Genomic DNA, 15,397 nt, shown 5'->3' with positions numbered 1-15,397 from the left:
TCAGGGCGTGTACGCGTTGGCAGTGCGGCTATCAGTACCTTTCAGTGGCGGGCGCGGCACGCCCTCACGGAACTCGGCCCACTGAAGCGTGCGCTGGATACGGCCATCGTGACGGGGATAGAGACTACCGGTAGCCCCGAAGAGTTCCCCGCCTGCGCCAGCCAGCATCAGTGGTACGCGCTGGGCCAGACGGTAAGCGTCGACACCCATGGCGTTGAGCTTGAGCATGCTGGGAGAGGCGTCAGATAGGGCGCGATAGGTGTCGACATCCGGTAGGGATGCAGTGCCTCCGGAAGAAGCTTCCGGCACTTCCCAAGGGATATCCACAAAGTCGATGTCATTGAGGTCGCCATCCTGGCGTGGCTGAGGTGTACCTTCATAGACATGAGAAGTGGCATAAATCGGCAGGTTGCTCGCATAGTAGAAGTCTAGCATCGGTGGTACCTGGCGAGCATAGCTCGGCAGTGCCAGCAGGAAGATCATGTCGATCTTTCCAGAATGCGCCCGGCCGTATTTACCGCCTTTTGTCTTGGCTGCCTTCATGCGTGCTTGATCCTGGCTGGAAACAGACAGCAGGTCTTTGACGGCACTGCTGACAGCACCCTTCGGGTTGTAGCGTTCTATCGACACGATATCGCCGCCATCCTGCTCGAATCGTTCCCGGAAAGCCTCATATACGCGCTGGCCCCAGGCATTGTCGGGAATCAAGGCAGCAGCACCGCGGTGGCCATCCAGCCTGGCACGCTGTGCGACCTGGCGTGCTTCGTCTTCTGCAGACAGGCCGTACTGGAATAGGTTGCGCGCACGGTTGCTGTCGTGAGTGCCATAGTTAAGGGCTAGTGTCGGTAGCGGCAGGTTATCCTGAGTTTCCAGTTGGCTGACCAGGTCCTTGTCAAGCGGACCAAGCACTACTTGTGCGCCTTCCATGGTGGCACGTGCATAAAGTGTTTTGAGGTCGGCGCTGGTGGTATCGAAGAAGCTTAACTGCGGCGTGGCTTCGGCATCATCAATAGCACTGCGATGGCGCGCCTCGATTCCTTCGCGAATCGCTTGAGCGACTCGCTTGAGCGGGCCGGACTCTGGCAGGAAGACCGCAATCTTGCGCACTTCCTGCCCTGAAAGTTCGCGCAAATCAAGAATGCCCTGTGGCATCTGGCGGGCAGCCGGGTGCTGCGGATTGGCGTCGCTCCAGCTATTGATGGCATCGAACATTTGCTCGATATCACTGCCATAGCGCCTTTGAAGACGAGCCAGCTTGACCCAGCCACTTGCTGTAGCGCTTGCGCTTGCCAGTTGATTGAGCTGGTCCGGAGAGAGGCGTGTCAGCTGCTCCCACACGGTGTCATTGATGCTCAGGTCATCGGTATCGACTTGTAGGGCGATAAGCGTCTGTGAACTGGCCAGTGGTTCGCCAACCATACCGAGTGCGCGGCCACGACGTTTGCGCAGCGTGCGCTGATCATCGTCGGAGATCTGGATATCATCATCGAGTACGGAGGTGGCAAGAATCGTGTTCCAGCCGTCCTGCTGTTCCAGTGCAACGCGCGATAGCAGCAAAGCCCATTGGATGCGTTGTTGCGGGTCCAATGTAGTCGGGTCGATGTCAGCGGCAATGTTGATCGCCTGCGCGTTGTCGCCGCTGCGTGCTAGGATATCGGCGGCTCGTAGGCGGGTGCTGGAGGCCTGTTTGCCTTGTTGCTGCTCTGCCTGTGCGAGCAGTGCCTGAGCACCGGGGCCGCTGGAGATTGGAGATTGTCCGGCACACCCTGCCAACAGCATGGCTGATACGGCCATGCCGGCCAGCGCACGCAAGCCGGTACGGGGATGACGAGAAGTCTCCTGCCGGATGGCTGACGAAGTGCGCAGCATGCTGGCTGATGCACGGTTCCATGTCTGTCGCATGTACGACGGTCCCTTGGCTAGTGAGCGAGGCGGCTTGAGACTGTGTCGCCGCCTACTGTGATGACGGATTGAGAAGGTATTCTTGAGAAGACGTTCTTGACAAGACATTATGGCGCTCGATCGTGCATGTGCGCGAATATTAAGGGTCTTGGGCAAAGAGCCTTGGGCGCAGAAATTTAGTTATAGTGCTTTAGATACAGAGCCTTGGCACAAAAGACTTCGCATGGAGCGCCTTGGACCGTGAGCTAATTTGCCTGCGTCTGATGACCATTTCTACCATTGAGTTCAACGAGTCGAAGCATTGAATGTCTGAGTCTTCTGAAGGCGTATTGTACGTGGTCGCCACACCGATTGGTAACCTCGATGATCTCAGCGCGCGCGCGGCGCGGGTGCTGGGTGAGGTTGATTTGATCGCGGCCGAAGATACCCGCCATAGCGCACGCTTGCTGCGCCATCTGGGGCTGGAAGTCCCCATGATGTCGTTGCATGACCACAATGAACGCGGTCGAGTCGAGCAGCTCTGTCAGGCGTTGGAAGAAGGGCGTCGTGTCGCACTGGTTTCCGATGCGGGCACGCCGTTGATCTCCGATCCCGGCTTTATCCTTGTGCGCGCTTTGCGTGAGCGTGGCTTCAAGGTTGTACCGCTACCCGGTGCCTGTGCGCTCATTACAGCCTTGAGTGCCGCCGGTTTGCCGACCGATCGGTTTACTTTCGAGGGCTTTCTGGCCCATAAGGGCGGGCCGCGTCAAGCACGCCTCGTCGCGTTACGTGACGATAGCGCCACGCATGTGCTGTATGAATCTCCGCACCGTATTCAGGCACTGCTCGGCGATATCCGGGATGTGCTGGGCGGGCGTCGTGTAGTGCTTGCACGTGAGCTGACCAAGACTTTCGAGACATTTCTTGATGGTACGGCGGCTGAGTTGCTGGTGCGCATGGAAGAAGATAGTGACCAGACTCGCGGTGAGTTCGTCGTGATGATCGAAGGTGCGCCGGCGCGCGAGGGCGATGAAGCTGCCAGCGTCGAAGGTGATGCTTTGCTGCAAGTGCTGTTCGAAGAAGGTGTTGGCGTCAAGCAGATGGCCGCTATCGCGACCCGTCTTGTCGGTGGCCGCAAGAAGTCCTGGTACGCCAAGGCGCAGGCCATAAAGGATGCGGTTGACTAGTAAAAGTGGGTGGGTGGTGAGCGCTAGGGTGGCGATGGTGGCTGTCTGTGCTGCTCTCCCGGCATATCTTCTCTGTCATGGCGGAATTGATTTTTCTATTTCCCCTGCTGCCCGAAAACGCCAAGTGTTTGCCGTGACAGTATTTTTGGCGTAGAGCGATGTGATGATCTGCAGTGCTTCAGCTTGTGAAAGCGGCGTGACGCTGCTAGTCTTGCGCGCTTGGGAGACGGCCAGACAGTCGCCGCCAACTTCGGTTGGGGGAGGAAAGTCCGGGCTCCATAGGGCAAGGTGCCAGATAACGTCTGGGCGGCGCGAGCCGACGGCAAGTGCAGCAGAGAGAAGACCGCCTACGTCAACTTCGGTTGGCCGGTAAGGGTGAAAGGGTGCGGTAAGAGCGCACCGCGCGGCTGGTAACAGTTCGTGGCGAGGTAAACCCCACCTGGAGCAAGACCAAATAGGCCCCCTATGCTGCTGCCCGCAGTGGGGGCGGGTTGGTTGCTTGAGCCCTGAAGTGATTCAGGGCCTAGATGAATGACTGTCCACGACAAGACCCGGCTTATCGGCCGTCTCCCGCCTTACATTGAATGTGCTCTGCAGCGAGTCGCTTTGCTGCAGGTACTATGATCCGCATAACCGGCGCCGTCCGCTTTGTGTTTCGTGATTGACCATTGCTGGCTGAATGGCAACGAACATGAGGTCATGACAGGCGCCGGTTATCGGTTATGTCGTCTTGATTCTATTTGTCTCTGTTGTTTGATCGCCCCTGAAGAGTGATCACTCCTCACGTTTGTTCGTCGCTAGTGTGTTGTCGCTATCGTCGGCTTTACTGCCCGCATCGCGTGCCAAGGTTCCGAGTTTCGTCATGTCCAAGCCCAGTGCTCCTTCTGTTGCCGAGTCCGATGTCATTGATCGCTTCGCGCACGTCAGCGTCATGCTCGATGGCGCAGTCGATGGCTTGATTCAGGATCCTTCTGGCACTTACTTCGATGGCACCTTTGGTCGCGGTGGTCATTCACGCTTGATTCTGTCGCGCCTTGCCGCTGATGGTCGGTTGATTGCCTGTGATCGTGATCCACAGGCCCTGACAGAAGCGGCGACTATCGAGGATGAACGCTTCACCATTCATTCTGGTGAGTTTGCGCGTCTTGCAGAGTATGCCGAGCGTGAAGGTGTGGATGGTCAGCTGGACGGCATTCTGTTGGATATTGGTGTGTCGTCTCCACAGTTGGATGATGCGGAGCGTGGCTTCAGCTTCATGAATGACGGCCCGCTTGATATGCGTATGGACCCAACCAGTGGCGTGAGCGCTGCTGACTGGCTATCACGCGCAAGTGCCGAGGACATGGCATGGGTCTTCAAGACCTATGGTGAAGAGCGTTACGCCAAGCGTCTCGCGCGTGCCGTCGTTGAGCGTCGTGCTGAGCGTCCCATTACACGCACTGGTGATCTGGCTAGCTTGATCAAGGATGCCCACCCGAACTGGGAGAAGCACAAGCACCCGGCGACGCGCGTTTTCCAGGCGGTCCGCATCCATATCAATGGTGAACTGGATGAGCTGACGCGCGCATTGGATGCTGGTCTTGAAGCGTTAAAACCGGGTGGGCGTCTGGTCGTGATTAGCTTCCACTCGTTGGAAGATCGCATCGTCAAGCGCTTCATGCGCGACAAGGCGCGTGGTGATCAAGCTCCTCGTGGCATGCCCATCCGTGAAGATCAGCTCAACAAGCGTCTCGTTCTAGTGGGTAAGGCCCAGAAAGCTTCCGACAGTGAAGTGAATGCCAATGTGCGTTCACGAAGTGCCGTGATGCGTGTTGCTGAAAAGCTCAAATAGCGTTTCCGCTCACCATCTGTATCTTGGTCATTCTTGCGCCTGCCTACCGGCAGGCGCGCTCGTAAGAGCACTGTAGTGAGTGGGCGACAGAGTCGTTGCGTTGCGGCAACTCTTAGCAGCCGGCGCTACATGCTGACATAATGCGCCGGTCGTGGCTGTGTGGATCACGGATGTGTTGATCCCGCACAATGGTAATCTGCAGGGATAATCCGTGGTGCAGGGCATCACGTTCAGAGTGATTAGGGAGTCAGCATGGCGGGACGGAGTCAGGGTGGCAGGTTGGGGAATTGGCCGATCAAGATTCATATGCGTTGGCGCCACCTGTGTTTCGTGGTGTTGATGCTGTGCCTGCTTGGTTCTGCTGCTGCTGTCGTGGTCAGCTCCCATCTGTCCCGTGCTCAGTACGCCCAGCTTCAGACGCTTGAGGCGGCGCGTGATGATGCCCGTGCCCGCTGGGGGCGTTTGTTGCTGGAAGAGAGTGCCTGGTCTGCGCCTGCGCGCATCGAGAGTATCAGTAGCGAGCGTCTGGAAATGCGCGTGCCCGATGTGCACGACGTTGAGGTTATTCGCTAATGGCTACACGTCGTCCCGATTCGCCCCGCGACAAGCCCTCTCGTGACAATGCTTCCAAAGAGAAAGCATTGCGTGGTAAGGCCGCCGCAGCCGCTCGTAAAAGTGCCCGCGCCCCAATGGGGGCTGGCCGCTATCGCATCATGCTGTTTATCGTGCTGGCCGGATTGTTGGCGCTGATTGGGCGTATTGGTTATTTGCAGCTCTTTGATCAGCAGTTCCTGCAGGACCAGGGCGACGCCCGTACTCTGCGTGTCGACAGTATCAATGCTCATCGCGGCATGATCACTGATCGTTCTGGTGAGCCGCTCGCGATCTCTACCCCTGTCGTAACGTTATGGGCTGACCCTCGTAAGGTCCCCGATGATCCCGTGCGCCTGTCACTTCTCGCACGTGCTCTTGGCCAGAAGCCTGATGACCTTATCCGTCGTATCCGCAGGTACCGCGATGGCGGCAAAGGCTTCATGTACATCAAGCGTCAGATGACGCCGCCTCAGGCACAGCCGGCGATTGATCTCGATATTCCTGGTGTGAGCCACAAGCAGGAATACAAGCGCTACTACCCTTCTGGAGAAGTTTCCGCTCAGCTGGTCGGCGTCACCAATGTTGATGACAAGGGACAAGAAGGGCTTGAACTTGCCTACAACTCCTATCTTTCCGGCACGCCGGGCAAGCGCCGTGTCCTCAAAGACCGTAAGGGTCGCTTGGTTCGCGATCTGCACTTGATCAGTGAAGCCAAGCCTGGTGGTGACCTGACGCTATCGATTGATCTACGTCTGCAGTACATGGCCTATCGTGAGCTAAAGGCTGCCGTGGCCGAGCACCGTGCTGATGGCGGTACACTGGTGATGATGGATGCGCGTACCGGTGAAGTGCTGGCGATGGTCAATCAGAAGTCCTATAACCCGAACAACCGTGCAGGACTTGATCCCGCTGGCTTGCGTAACCGTGCCATCACGGACGCCTTTGAGCCTGGCTCTGTCATGAAGCCACTGGCGATGAGCGCCGGTCTGGCTTCCGGCAAGTATCAAGCCGATTCCGTGATCGATACCACGCCAGGCTACATGCGCGTTGATCGGTTCACCATTCGTGACTTCCGTAATTACGGAAAGCTCGATATGGCCGGTATTCTCTATCACTCCTCCAATATTGGCATGAGTCGCATGGCTTTGAGCCTTGAGGATGATGCCGTATGGAATCGCTACTATTCATTAGGACTGGGCCAGAGCCCGGGAACAGGTTTCCCCGGAGAGACCACTGGTGTCCTGCCAGCGCCCACCAACTGGTCACGGAGCAAGCGTGCGTCCATGTCCTACGGGTATGGTATCAGCGTCTCGGCACTGCAGCTGGCCAGCGCCTTTACGGCATTGGCCAATGATGGCCGTCGCCTGCCACCATCTCTGCTCAAGGTGAGGACGCCCCCCGTGGGTGACCAGGTGATTGATCCTGATAATGCCCATGCACTGCTTGGCATGATGGAGAAGATCGTGCAGCCCAACGGCCCTGCCAAGCGCGCGGTGGTCGAGGGCTACCGTATCGCTGGCAAGACAGGTACGGTGCGCAAGGTGACCTCTAGCGGTTATCAGAAGACGGCTTATCGTTCGTTATTTGTGGGAGTGGCACCGGTATCTGATCCGCGCATCGTTACGGTAGTGATGATCGAAAATCCCAAAGGCCAAGAATACTATGGTGGCCTGGTGGCTGCGCCGGTCTTTGGGCGTGTCGCGGGCAAGGCCTTGCGTCTGTTGGATGTGCCACCGGACAGCAAGATCGGCGAGTAACGAATTTTGTGCGGCATGCGCGTGACCCACGTAGGGGCGAGTGTGCCTTTATCCATCATGTAGCGAATACGTTCCGGTGCAGCAGGAACAAGGAAGGTCTTCCGACATGACTTCACCACGATCTACTCACGAGCAAGCGCCAGATAGTCAGGACGCGCGCGAGCGTCTTGGCGAGTTCTTGGCACGGCCTGTGGCAGCAGCGAGTGATATGCTGAATGCCCTCATGATGTTGTGGCCGCAAGCATTCAATGACAGTTGTCTGGCAGCAGCGCTCCCTTCGCGCACCGATTGGCATCTCACCATCGATAGCCGTCGTGTGAGTGTAGGGTCTCTCTTTATTGCGATTCCGGGCCTCAGTAGTGATGGCCGTGATTATATTGCTCAAGCGCAGCAGAACGGCGCCGCACTGGTGCTGGCTGAGCGAGCTGACGTAGACGATGTGCGAATTGCCGCATACGCACACGATGAGACTGTCATATGGCTTGAGGACCTTGGTGGGCAGCTCGGTGAGCTGGGCCGTCAGGCTTTTGGCGTCCCCGAATCATTGACTCTGATCGGGGTCACGGGCACCAACGGCAAGTCTTCGGTTACCCATTACATCGCTGAATTGGCAGAAGCATTGGGTACGCCTGCTGGCATGGTCGGCACCTTGGGTGTGGGTCGGCCCGGTGCGCTGGTCGCAGGTGAGCGCACCACGCCTGATGCGCTGGCGGTACAGGCAGCGCTCAAGGGATTGAGTCTGGTGGGCGCCGAGCTGATCGCGATGGAAGTCTCTTCCCATGCGCTTGATCAGGGGCGGGTCAATGGCTGTCGTTTTACCGTCGCGGGCTATACCAATCTCTCGCGTGATCACTTGGATTACCACGGCAGCATGGCAGCCTACGCGGCAGCCAAAGCGAAGCTATTCAAGCGCCCGGAGCTCTCGTTGGCGGTACTTAACGCCGATGATGCATTGGCGCGCCTGATGCTTGCTGGCATGCAACGTGGCGTGCGAGTGCTGGCGATGGGGCGTGATGATGTCGCGACGCTGCGGGTATTGGATGTCTTCCCGGAGCTGTTGGGGCAGGTGGCAGTGATTGCGACGCCAGACGGTGAGCGTGAGCTTGGACTCAACCTGATGGGGCGCTTCAATCTTGATAATGCGCTGCTGGCAATGTTGATCCTGCATGGTCTGGAATACTCATTGGCAGAATTGTTTGCTGCTGCACCGAGTCTGACGCCTGTGCCCGGACGCATGCAGCGTCTAACACGAGAAGGCGCGCCAGTAGTCGTGGTGGATTACGCCCACACGCCGGAGGCGTCGAAACTGCCCTGACAGCCTTGCGTGCTCATTTGCCAGCGCGTGACGATGCGCGTCTGTGGTGCATCCTTGGGTGTGGCGGTGATCGCGATGCTGGCAAGCGTCCGCTGATGGCGAGCGCAGCCGAGCAGGGGGCTGATCGCGTCGTGATTACGGATGACAATCCACGTAATGAAGATGCTGCCGGTATCCGTCAACAGATGATGGAAGGCATTCACGCATGTGAGCGTATCGAGAACATCGCCGATCGTGGAGAAGCCATCGCACAGATCATTCGCGAGGCTGGTGAGCATGATGTCATTCTGATTGCCGGTAAGGGGCATGAGGACTACCAGGAAGTCTGCGGTCAGCGTCTGCCGTTCTCTGATGTTGAGCACGCAGTCGCTGCACTTGAACGTCGCGAATTCTCCACTCTGGAAGGTCAGGAGAGTGACGCATGAATGCGGGTGATGCCCTTCAGATCGGGCTGGATTCCTTTGATGAGCTGGCGCAGGCGTTAGGCTGCTGCTTGCCTGAAACCTTGGTAGGCCAGCCGCTGGGCGCAATCGAAACGGACACACGCAAGCTCTCGGATCAGCCCGCACCGTTATTTGTGGCACTGCGGGGAGAGCGCTTCGATGCTCACGATTTTCTAGCGCAAGCACGTGCAAATGGTGCCGTAGCAGCACTTGTCGAGCGGCAGATGGATGATCCGTTACCGCAGATCATCGTGCCGGATACGCGGTTGGCGTTTGGCCTGCTGGCGGCGGCTCGTCGTCGACGTTGGGGGCGCCCGCTGATTGCTGTCACTGGCAATAGTGGCAAGACCAGCGTGAAAGGACTGATTCACGCGATCCTGTCACGCGATGCTGCGCGCTTTGAGGCCGAGAGTCTTGCCAATCATGGCAACCTGAATAACGATTTCGGTCTGCCGATGACACTGTTGCGTCTTGACGAGTCACATCAGCACGCTGTCGTTGAATTGGGCGCCAATCATCTCGGTGAAATCGCCTGGACTACAGCGCTGGCACGCCCACAGGTGGCAGTGATTACCAATGTCACTGGCGCTCATGTCGGTGAATTTGGTGGCATGGGGCAGATTGCGCAAGCCAAGGGCGAGATTCTGGCGGGGCTTAGTCCATTGAGTGGCCGGCGACCGGTCGCGGTACTTAACCGTGATGATGCTTATTTCCCGCTCTGGCAGTCGCTGGCGGCCACAGGCCAGGCCATCGAGGTGATCGATTTCAGCCTGATGAGCACGAATGATGATTCTGCGCGGCTACAGGCGCGTGACCTAGGCGCGGATGGCCTCGGGCGTTATGCTTTCGAACTGACGTTTGATGGTGAGTCCCTTGGGCGCGTTCAGCTCAAGCTGCTAGGGCGGCACAATGTAGCCAATGCGCTGGCGGCAGCAGCGGCGTGCCTGGCACTGGGTGTTGACAGCCAGTTGGTGGTCGAGGGGCTTGAAAGTGCCGAAAGCGCACCGGGTAGACTGGGTGTCGTGGCAGGTCTCAACGGCTCGCGTTTGTTGGATGACAGCTATAACGCGAACCCTGGTGCCATGATGGCTGCACTCGAGTTGCTGGCCAGTCTACCGGCGCCACGCTGGTGCCTGATGGGCGCCATGGGCGAGTTGGGAGACGACGCTGAACGACTGCATGCCGAAGTGGGGGCTTATGCTTGCCAGCTCGGCATAGATTTTTTTGCCACTTGCGGCGAAGAGGCTCAGGCTGCGACCGAGGCCTTTGGCGCTGGTGGAAAGCACTTTATCGAGCGGACGGCGCTGGAAGCCTATGTCCGTACCCATCTACCCACCGGGGCCAGTGTATTGGTCAAGGGGTCTCGCAGCGCCGGCATGGAGAATGTCATTGCCGCGCTCAAGGTCGACGCATCAAGGTGAATGTGAGTCATGCTGCTGCTGCTTGCTGAGTTTCTGGCCCAATTCAATGGCGCCTTCACGGTTTTCAACTATCTAACCCTGCGTGTAGTGCTCGCCACGCTGACGGCACTGCTGTTGTGCTTATGGCTTGGGCCTTGGGTCATCCGCAAACTTGTCGACGGTCAGATTGGCCAGGCCGTGCGTGATGATGGCCCCAAGTCTCATCTGTCCAAGCTGGTACGCCGACCATGGGCGGTGTGATGATTCTGCTGTCGATGGCATTTTCGACGCTCTTGTGGGGCGACCTGACCAACCTGTATGTCTGGGTGGTGCTTGGCGTAACACTGGGCTTCGGTATCGTTGGCTGGGTGGATGATTATCGTAAGGTCGTGGAGAAGAATCCGCGTGGCTTGCCGGCACGCTGGAAGTATTTCTGGCAGTCGGTGGTCGGCCTCGGTGCTGCGGTGGTGCTGTATCTCACTGCGAGTACCCCTGCAGAGACTGGCCTGTTGGTGCCGTTTTTCAAGGACGTTGCCATTCCGTTGGGCCTGTTTTATATCGTGCTGACTTATTTTGTCATCGTCGGTAGCTCGAATGCCGTCAATCTGACTGATGGACTCGACGGTCTGGCAATCATGCCGACCGTGCTGGTGGCCATGGGGCTCGCGATCTTCGCCTATGCCTCGGGTAATCTGAAGTTTGCCGAGTACCTGCACATTCCCTTCATCGCGGGTTCCGGTGAGTTGGCAGTATTCTGCGCCACCATTGCTGGCGCCGGTCTCGGATTCCTATGGTTCAACACCTATCCGGCTCAGGTCTTCATGGGTGATGTGGGTGCGCTGGCACTCGGTGCTGCATTGGGTGTCGTGGCGGTCATCGTGCGTCAGGAAATCGTGCTGTTCATCATGGGTGGCGTATTCGTGATGGAGACCGTGTCAGTCATTCTGCAGGTCGGTTCCTACAAGCTGACAGGGCGGCGTATCTTCCGAATGGCCCCTCTGCATCACCACTTCGAGCTCAAGGGCTGGCCGGAACCGCGCGTTATCGTGCGTTTCTGGATCATCACCGTCGTGCTGGTGCTGCTTGGCCTGGCCACACTCAAGGTTCGCTGAGGACGCCCTGTGATGACCCTCTCTGCTGTCACTGCACCGGCGTCGCCGATGCTTGCCAAAGGACCGACCCTGGTGGTCGGTCTTGGTGTTTCCGGCCAGGCAATTGCTCAACATCTGAGTGACCGTGGGATCGATTTCGCGGTTGCCGATACCCGTAGTGCACCGCCCGGTCTCGAGAGGCTGCGCGAGTACGCTCCACAAGCATCCGTATATCTTGGGCCGCTGGAAGCGCTGGACCTATCACGCTTCGATGAAGTCGTGCTTAGCCCGGGCATTGACCCACGTCAGGCAGTTTTCGATCCTGTGCGTGAGCGACTCGTCGGCGAAATAGCATTGTTCGTGCGTGCACTGGATGAACGTGAAGCTGACAGCCTGCATAAGCAGTACAAACGCCCGGCACTGGTGGCGATTACAGGCTCCAACGCCAAATCGACTGTCACCACGCTGGTGGCGCAGATGGCTGAGCGCGCGGGTCGCCACGTCGCAGTAGGCGGCAATCTGGGTACGGCTGCACTGACGCTTCTGCGTGAGCAGCCGAATGCCGAGCTCTACGTACTCGAACTGTCCTCCTTCCAGCTCGAAACGACGCCTGAGCTCAAGGCTGACGTTGCCTGTTTTCTCAATCTCTCTGAAGACCACCTCGATCGTCATGACGGCATGCTTGGCTATCAGGCAGCCAAGCGCGCCGTTTTCCGTGGTGCAGGTTTGGCGGTCATCAATGCTGATGATGCTTGGAGTTGGCCAGCGGAAGATGATTTGGTATCGCGAGTCTCCTTCAGTGTTCAGCTGGATGTGCTAGAAGGCCAGAAATCACGCAATAACGCGGCGGAGTGGTGCCTGGCAGGGAAGGGTGGTTCGCTCTCTCTGTGTCATGTCGAAGCGCAGGGCTTGCACGAGATCATGCCAGCAGAGGCTGTGCGCTTGGCGGGACGACATAATCAGGCCAATGCGTTGGCGGCGCTGGCGATGGGCACGGCGATCGGTCTTGATGAAGCGGCGATGGTGAGCGAGCTCGAGAGCTTTGCCGGCTTGCCGCATCGTGGCGAGCTGATTGCTCACCGACATGGCGTGCGCTGGATCAATGATTCCAAGGGCACCAATGTAGGGGCGACGCTGGCGGCGATTGCTGGGCTTGGGCCGACGCTTGACGGCAAGTTGGTATTGTTGGCTGGTGGCCAGGGCAAGGGGGCTGACTTTTCTCCGCTGGCGGCTCCGCTTTTAGACTATGCGCGTGAGGTAGTGGTCTTCGGTCAGGATGCCGCATTGCTGGCTGCCGCCTTGCCTGACAGCGTGACAGTGACGCGTGTGAATACGCTGATTGATGCGCTGGCACAGGCGCAGCAAGCGGCCTGCTCAGGAGATTGCGTGCTGCTATCTCCTGCGTGTGCGAGTCTGGATCAGTTTGCCAACTACATGGTGCGGGGTGACGTCTTCCGTGATTGGGTTGCACAGCATGTCGTTATTGAGAGTGCCGGTGAGGAAGAACGTGATGCGTGACAAGGCCAGTCGACTGCGTGACACCCTGAACACTGATCAACAGCCCATCGATGGCTGGTTGGTCTTTGCGTCGATAGCGATCCTGTGTATTGGCTGGGTGATGGTGACCTCAGCCTCCAGTGAAATTTCCAGCGAGCGCTTCGATGGCAACGCTTTTTACTACAGTCTGCGTCACGGCATCTTCATCCTGATCGGATTGGTCGCCGCCTGCTGTACGCTTCGAATACCAATGTCTGCCTGGCAGCAGCGGAGCTTTGCCATGCTGATGCTTGGCTTTGCATTATTGGTAGTGGTGTTGGTGGTCGGGCGTGAGATCAACGGCGCAAAGCGCTGGATTCCGCTGCCTATTATCGGGGGGGTGCAGGCATCGGAAATTGCCAAGTTGTGCCTGATGATCTGGCTGGCCGGTTACCTCGATCGACGGCTGGACAAGGTCCGTAGCAGTGTCGTCAATGGCCTGATTCTACCGTGCCTACCGTTGATGTTGATGGTGTTATTGCTGGCGCTGGAGCCTGACTTCGGGTCTGTCGTTGTCATGGGTGGCGCTGTCATGGGTATGTTGCTGCTATCGGGTGTGGCGTGGTGGGGCTTTATCGTGCTGCTGGTGCTTGCCTTGGGCGGCGGCTGGCTGCTGGCCATTGCTGAGCCGTATCGCTGGGAGCGCCTGACGACCTATACCGATCCTTGGGCCAACATGTATGACAGTGGCTACCAGCTGACGCAGGCGTTGATCGCATTCGGCCGTGGGCATCTGACTGGCATGGGGCTGGGCAACAGTGTGCAGAAACTCTTCTATCTGCCGGAAGCGCATACTGACTTTGTGTTTGCGGTGCTGGCCGAGGAGCTTGGGTTGATCGGTGCCATGGCGGTTGTCGGCCTGTTTGCCTTGCTGATTTACCGTGCATTCAAGGTCAGTCGTCGTGCGGAGCTGGCGAACATGCCATTCAGTGCTTACCTCGGTTACGGTATCGCTCTCGTATTTGGTGCCCAGGCCTTTATCAATATTGGTGTGGCCAGTGGTCTGCTACCGACCAAGGGGTTGACGTTGCCGCTGATGAGTTACGGCGGTTCCAGTCTGATTATCAGCTGCGTACAGGTGGCTATTTTACTGCGTATCGACGCCGAGGTCCGTGCACTTTCTCGTGGGACTGCCACGCCACGGCGCAAGGCCAAGAAGCCCACTGACACCCCTCAAGGAGCCAAGGCATGACGTCTTCTTCCGCATCCTCTACTCCTTCTACGGTCGAACCTGGCGTCGCAGAGACAAGTACTGTTCTCGAAACACCTGTCACGGCATCAGCCGGCGTGGTGTTGATGATGGCCGGCGGGACGGGGGGGCATGTGATCCCCGCCCTGTCATTGGCGCGCGCCTTGGAGAATGTTGGCCATGAAATTCACTGGTTGGGCAGTCCGCGCGGTATCGAGAATCGGTTGGTGCCTGAGGTGGGTTATCCGCTACATCGCGTCGAAGTGGCGGGTCTGCGTGACAAGGGTCTTGTCGGTTACGCGGCGATTCCGTTTCGTCTGACGCGAGCCGTGCTGCAGGCGCGACGTATCATTCGTGAACTCAAGCCTGTGTTGGTCGTGGGCCTGGGAGGTTTTGCCAGTGGCCCAGGTGGGCTCGCGGCGCGTCTTGAAGGTATCCCGCTGGTAATTCATGAGCAGAACGCGATTGCCGGCCTGACCAACAAGGTACTGGCCCGGATGGCAACGCGTGTCTATGCCGCCTTCCCCGGAGCTTTTCCGCCGGTGCGTGGCGCTCAGGTGGTGGGCAATCCGGTACGTGATGAGATTGCCGATGTAGGTGCTGTGGCACGCGATGTCACTGAGCTTGAACAACGCCCGCTGCGTCTGTTGGTGATGGGGGGCTCGCTGGGCGCTCAGGCGCTCAATCAGCAGCTGGCACCCGCGCTGGCACTGCTCGCAGAGTCTGAGCGTCCTGTCGTCCGTCATCAGGCGGGTCGTGACAAGCGTGACGCGACCGTTGCTGTCTATGCGACTTCCAAGGTAGAGGCCGAGGTGAGTGAGTTCATTACTGATATGGCTGAAGCCTATGCATGGGCAGACCTCGTGGTCTGCCGTGCAGGCGCTTTGACAGTAGCCGAGCTTGCTGCTGCGGGGCGTCCTGCCATTTTCGTGCCGTTTCCTCACGCAGTGGATGATCACCAGACCATCAATGCCACGGTGTTGGTGGCCGCTGATGCAGCACGCTTGATGCCCCAGAATACGCTGAACGCCCAATGTCTTTCCGAGACGCTGGGTGAATTGCTTGATCCCAAGATACTCACTGGCATGGCCGCTCGCGCCCGCGAAAGCGCGGACCTCGACGCGGTTGCGACCATGCTGGCAGGCTGCATGGAGACTCGCCTTGAACGCTAGG

At 58.3% G+C, this 15,397-nt stretch carries 11 protein-coding genes, 1 other RNA gene and 1 pseudogene; 12 read left to right on the top strand and 1 reads right to left on the bottom strand.

What is annotated here, in order from left to right; genetic code table 11:
- The gene (locus BF12_RS0104935; RefSeq protein WP_024951311.1) at positions 1-1,902 is read right to left on the bottom strand and encodes a penicillin-binding protein activator; all 1,902 of its coding nucleotides are present in this window, start codon (positions 1,900-1,902) and stop codon (positions 1-3) included.
- A 305-nt stretch (positions 1,903-2,207) separates the two neighbouring features.
- On the opposite strand from BF12_RS0104935, the gene rsmI reads away from it, so the two are divergent.
- The 12 genes and pseudogenes from rsmI to murG all read left to right on the top strand — a co-directional run bounded on the left by rsmI (position 2,208) and on the right by murG (position 15,396).
- Positions 2,208-3,068 carry a 16S rRNA (cytidine(1402)-2'-O)-methyltransferase gene (gene rsmI / locus BF12_RS0104930; RefSeq protein ID WP_024951310.1) on the top strand — a complete coding sequence of 287 codons (861 nt, stop codon included), beginning with the start codon at positions 2,208-2,210 and terminating at the stop codon, positions 3,066-3,068.
- Between the two features lie 222 nt (positions 3,069-3,290).
- Positions 3,291-3,643: RNase P RNA component class A (rnpB, locus tag BF12_RS21050), an RNA gene on the top strand.
- A gap of 287 nt (positions 3,644-3,930) precedes the next feature.
- A complete protein-coding gene (gene rsmH / locus BF12_RS0104920) occupies positions 3,931-4,899 on the top strand; it encodes a 16S rRNA (cytosine(1402)-N(4))-methyltransferase RsmH (RefSeq protein WP_024951309.1) in 969 nt (322 codons plus the stop codon).
- A 252-nt stretch (positions 4,900-5,151) separates the two neighbouring features.
- Positions 5,152-5,472, top strand: a complete 321-nt coding sequence (gene ftsL / locus BF12_RS0104915; RefSeq protein WP_024951308.1) for a cell division protein FtsL — start codon at positions 5,152-5,154, stop codon at positions 5,470-5,472.
- Positions 5,473-5,588: 116 nt separating this feature from the next.
- Positions 5,589-7,250 (top strand): peptidoglycan D,D-transpeptidase FtsI family protein, encoded by a 1,662-nt coding sequence (locus BF12_RS0104910; RefSeq protein WP_051510759.1) that lies wholly within the window; start codon positions 5,589-5,591, stop codon positions 7,248-7,250.
- A 106-nt stretch (positions 7,251-7,356) separates the two neighbouring features.
- A complete protein-coding gene (locus BF12_RS18745; RefSeq protein ID WP_345917362.1) occupies positions 7,357-8,565 on the top strand; it encodes a Mur ligase family protein in 1,209 nt (402 codons plus the stop codon).
- Between the two features lie 17 nt (positions 8,566-8,582).
- Positions 8,583-8,990 carry a glutamate ligase domain-containing protein gene (locus BF12_RS23335; protein ID WP_345917361.1) on the top strand — a complete coding sequence of 136 codons (408 nt, stop codon included), beginning with the start codon at positions 8,583-8,585 and terminating at the stop codon, positions 8,988-8,990.
- Positions 8,987-10,429 (top strand): UDP-N-acetylmuramoyl-tripeptide--D-alanyl-D-alanine ligase, encoded by a 1,443-nt coding sequence (locus BF12_RS0104900; protein ID WP_035159118.1) that lies wholly within the window; start codon positions 8,987-8,989, stop codon positions 10,427-10,429. The genes BF12_RS23335 and BF12_RS0104900 overlap by 4 nt, the downstream gene beginning before the upstream one ends.
- A gap of 9 nt (positions 10,430-10,438) precedes the next feature.
- A pseudogene (gene mraY / locus BF12_RS18740) lies at positions 10,439-11,520 on the top strand (phospho-N-acetylmuramoyl-pentapeptide-transferase).
- 12 nt (positions 11,521-11,532) lie between these two features.
- The gene (murD, locus tag BF12_RS0104890) at positions 11,533-13,017 is read left to right on the top strand and encodes a UDP-N-acetylmuramoyl-L-alanine--D-glutamate ligase (protein ID WP_248623621.1); all 1,485 of its coding nucleotides are present in this window, start codon (positions 11,533-11,535) and stop codon (positions 13,015-13,017) included.
- Positions 13,010-14,227: a putative lipid II flippase FtsW gene (gene ftsW, locus BF12_RS0104885; RefSeq protein WP_024951304.1), complete on the top strand. Its 1,218-nt coding sequence runs from the start codon at positions 13,010-13,012 to the stop codon at positions 14,225-14,227. The genes murD and ftsW overlap by 8 nt, the downstream gene beginning before the upstream one ends.
- Positions 14,228-14,334: 107 nt before the next feature.
- Positions 14,335-15,396 (top strand): undecaprenyldiphospho-muramoylpentapeptide beta-N-acetylglucosaminyltransferase, encoded by a 1,062-nt coding sequence (murG, locus tag BF12_RS0104880; RefSeq protein WP_024951303.1) that lies wholly within the window; start codon positions 14,335-14,337, stop codon positions 15,394-15,396.
- The last annotated feature ends 1 nt before the right edge of the window (position 15,397 follow it).

It is taken from the genome of Cobetia crustatorum, from assembly GCF_000591415.1.
GTDB classification, from domain to species: domain Bacteria; phylum Pseudomonadota; class Gammaproteobacteria; order Pseudomonadales; family Halomonadaceae; genus Cobetia; species Cobetia crustatorum.
This window is presented reverse-complemented; position numbering and strand designations above follow the sequence as displayed.

Bases quoted from the DNA above. Each gene is read 5' to 3' on its own strand.
- murG (WP_024951303.1), top strand. From the start codon at position 14,335: ATGGCCGGCGGGACGGGGGGGCATGTGATCCCCGCCCTGTCATTGGCG.
- BF12_RS0104910 (WP_051510759.1), top strand. From the start codon at position 5,589: ATGGGGGCTGGCCGCTATCGCATCATGCTGTTTATCGTGCTGGCCGGA.
- BF12_RS0104935 (WP_024951311.1), bottom strand. From the start codon at position 1,902: ATGCGACAGACATGGAACCGTGCATCAGCCAGCATGCTGCGCACTTCG.
- murD (WP_248623621.1), top strand. From the start codon at position 11,533: ATGACCCTCTCTGCTGTCACTGCACCGGCGTCGCCGATGCTTGCCAAA.
- ftsL (WP_024951308.1), top strand. From the start codon at position 5,152: ATGGCGGGACGGAGTCAGGGTGGCAGGTTGGGGAATTGGCCGATCAAG.
- ftsW (WP_024951304.1), top strand. From the start codon at position 13,010: ATGCGTGACAAGGCCAGTCGACTGCGTGACACCCTGAACACTGATCAA.
- rsmI (WP_024951310.1), top strand. From the start codon at position 2,208: ATGTCTGAGTCTTCTGAAGGCGTATTGTACGTGGTCGCCACACCGATT.
- rsmH (WP_024951309.1), top strand. From the start codon at position 3,931: ATGTCCAAGCCCAGTGCTCCTTCTGTTGCCGAGTCCGATGTCATTGAT.
- BF12_RS0104900 (WP_035159118.1), top strand. From the start codon at position 8,987: ATGAATGCGGGTGATGCCCTTCAGATCGGGCTGGATTCCTTTGATGAG.
- BF12_RS18745 (WP_345917362.1), top strand. From the start codon at position 7,357: ATGACTTCACCACGATCTACTCACGAGCAAGCGCCAGATAGTCAGGAC.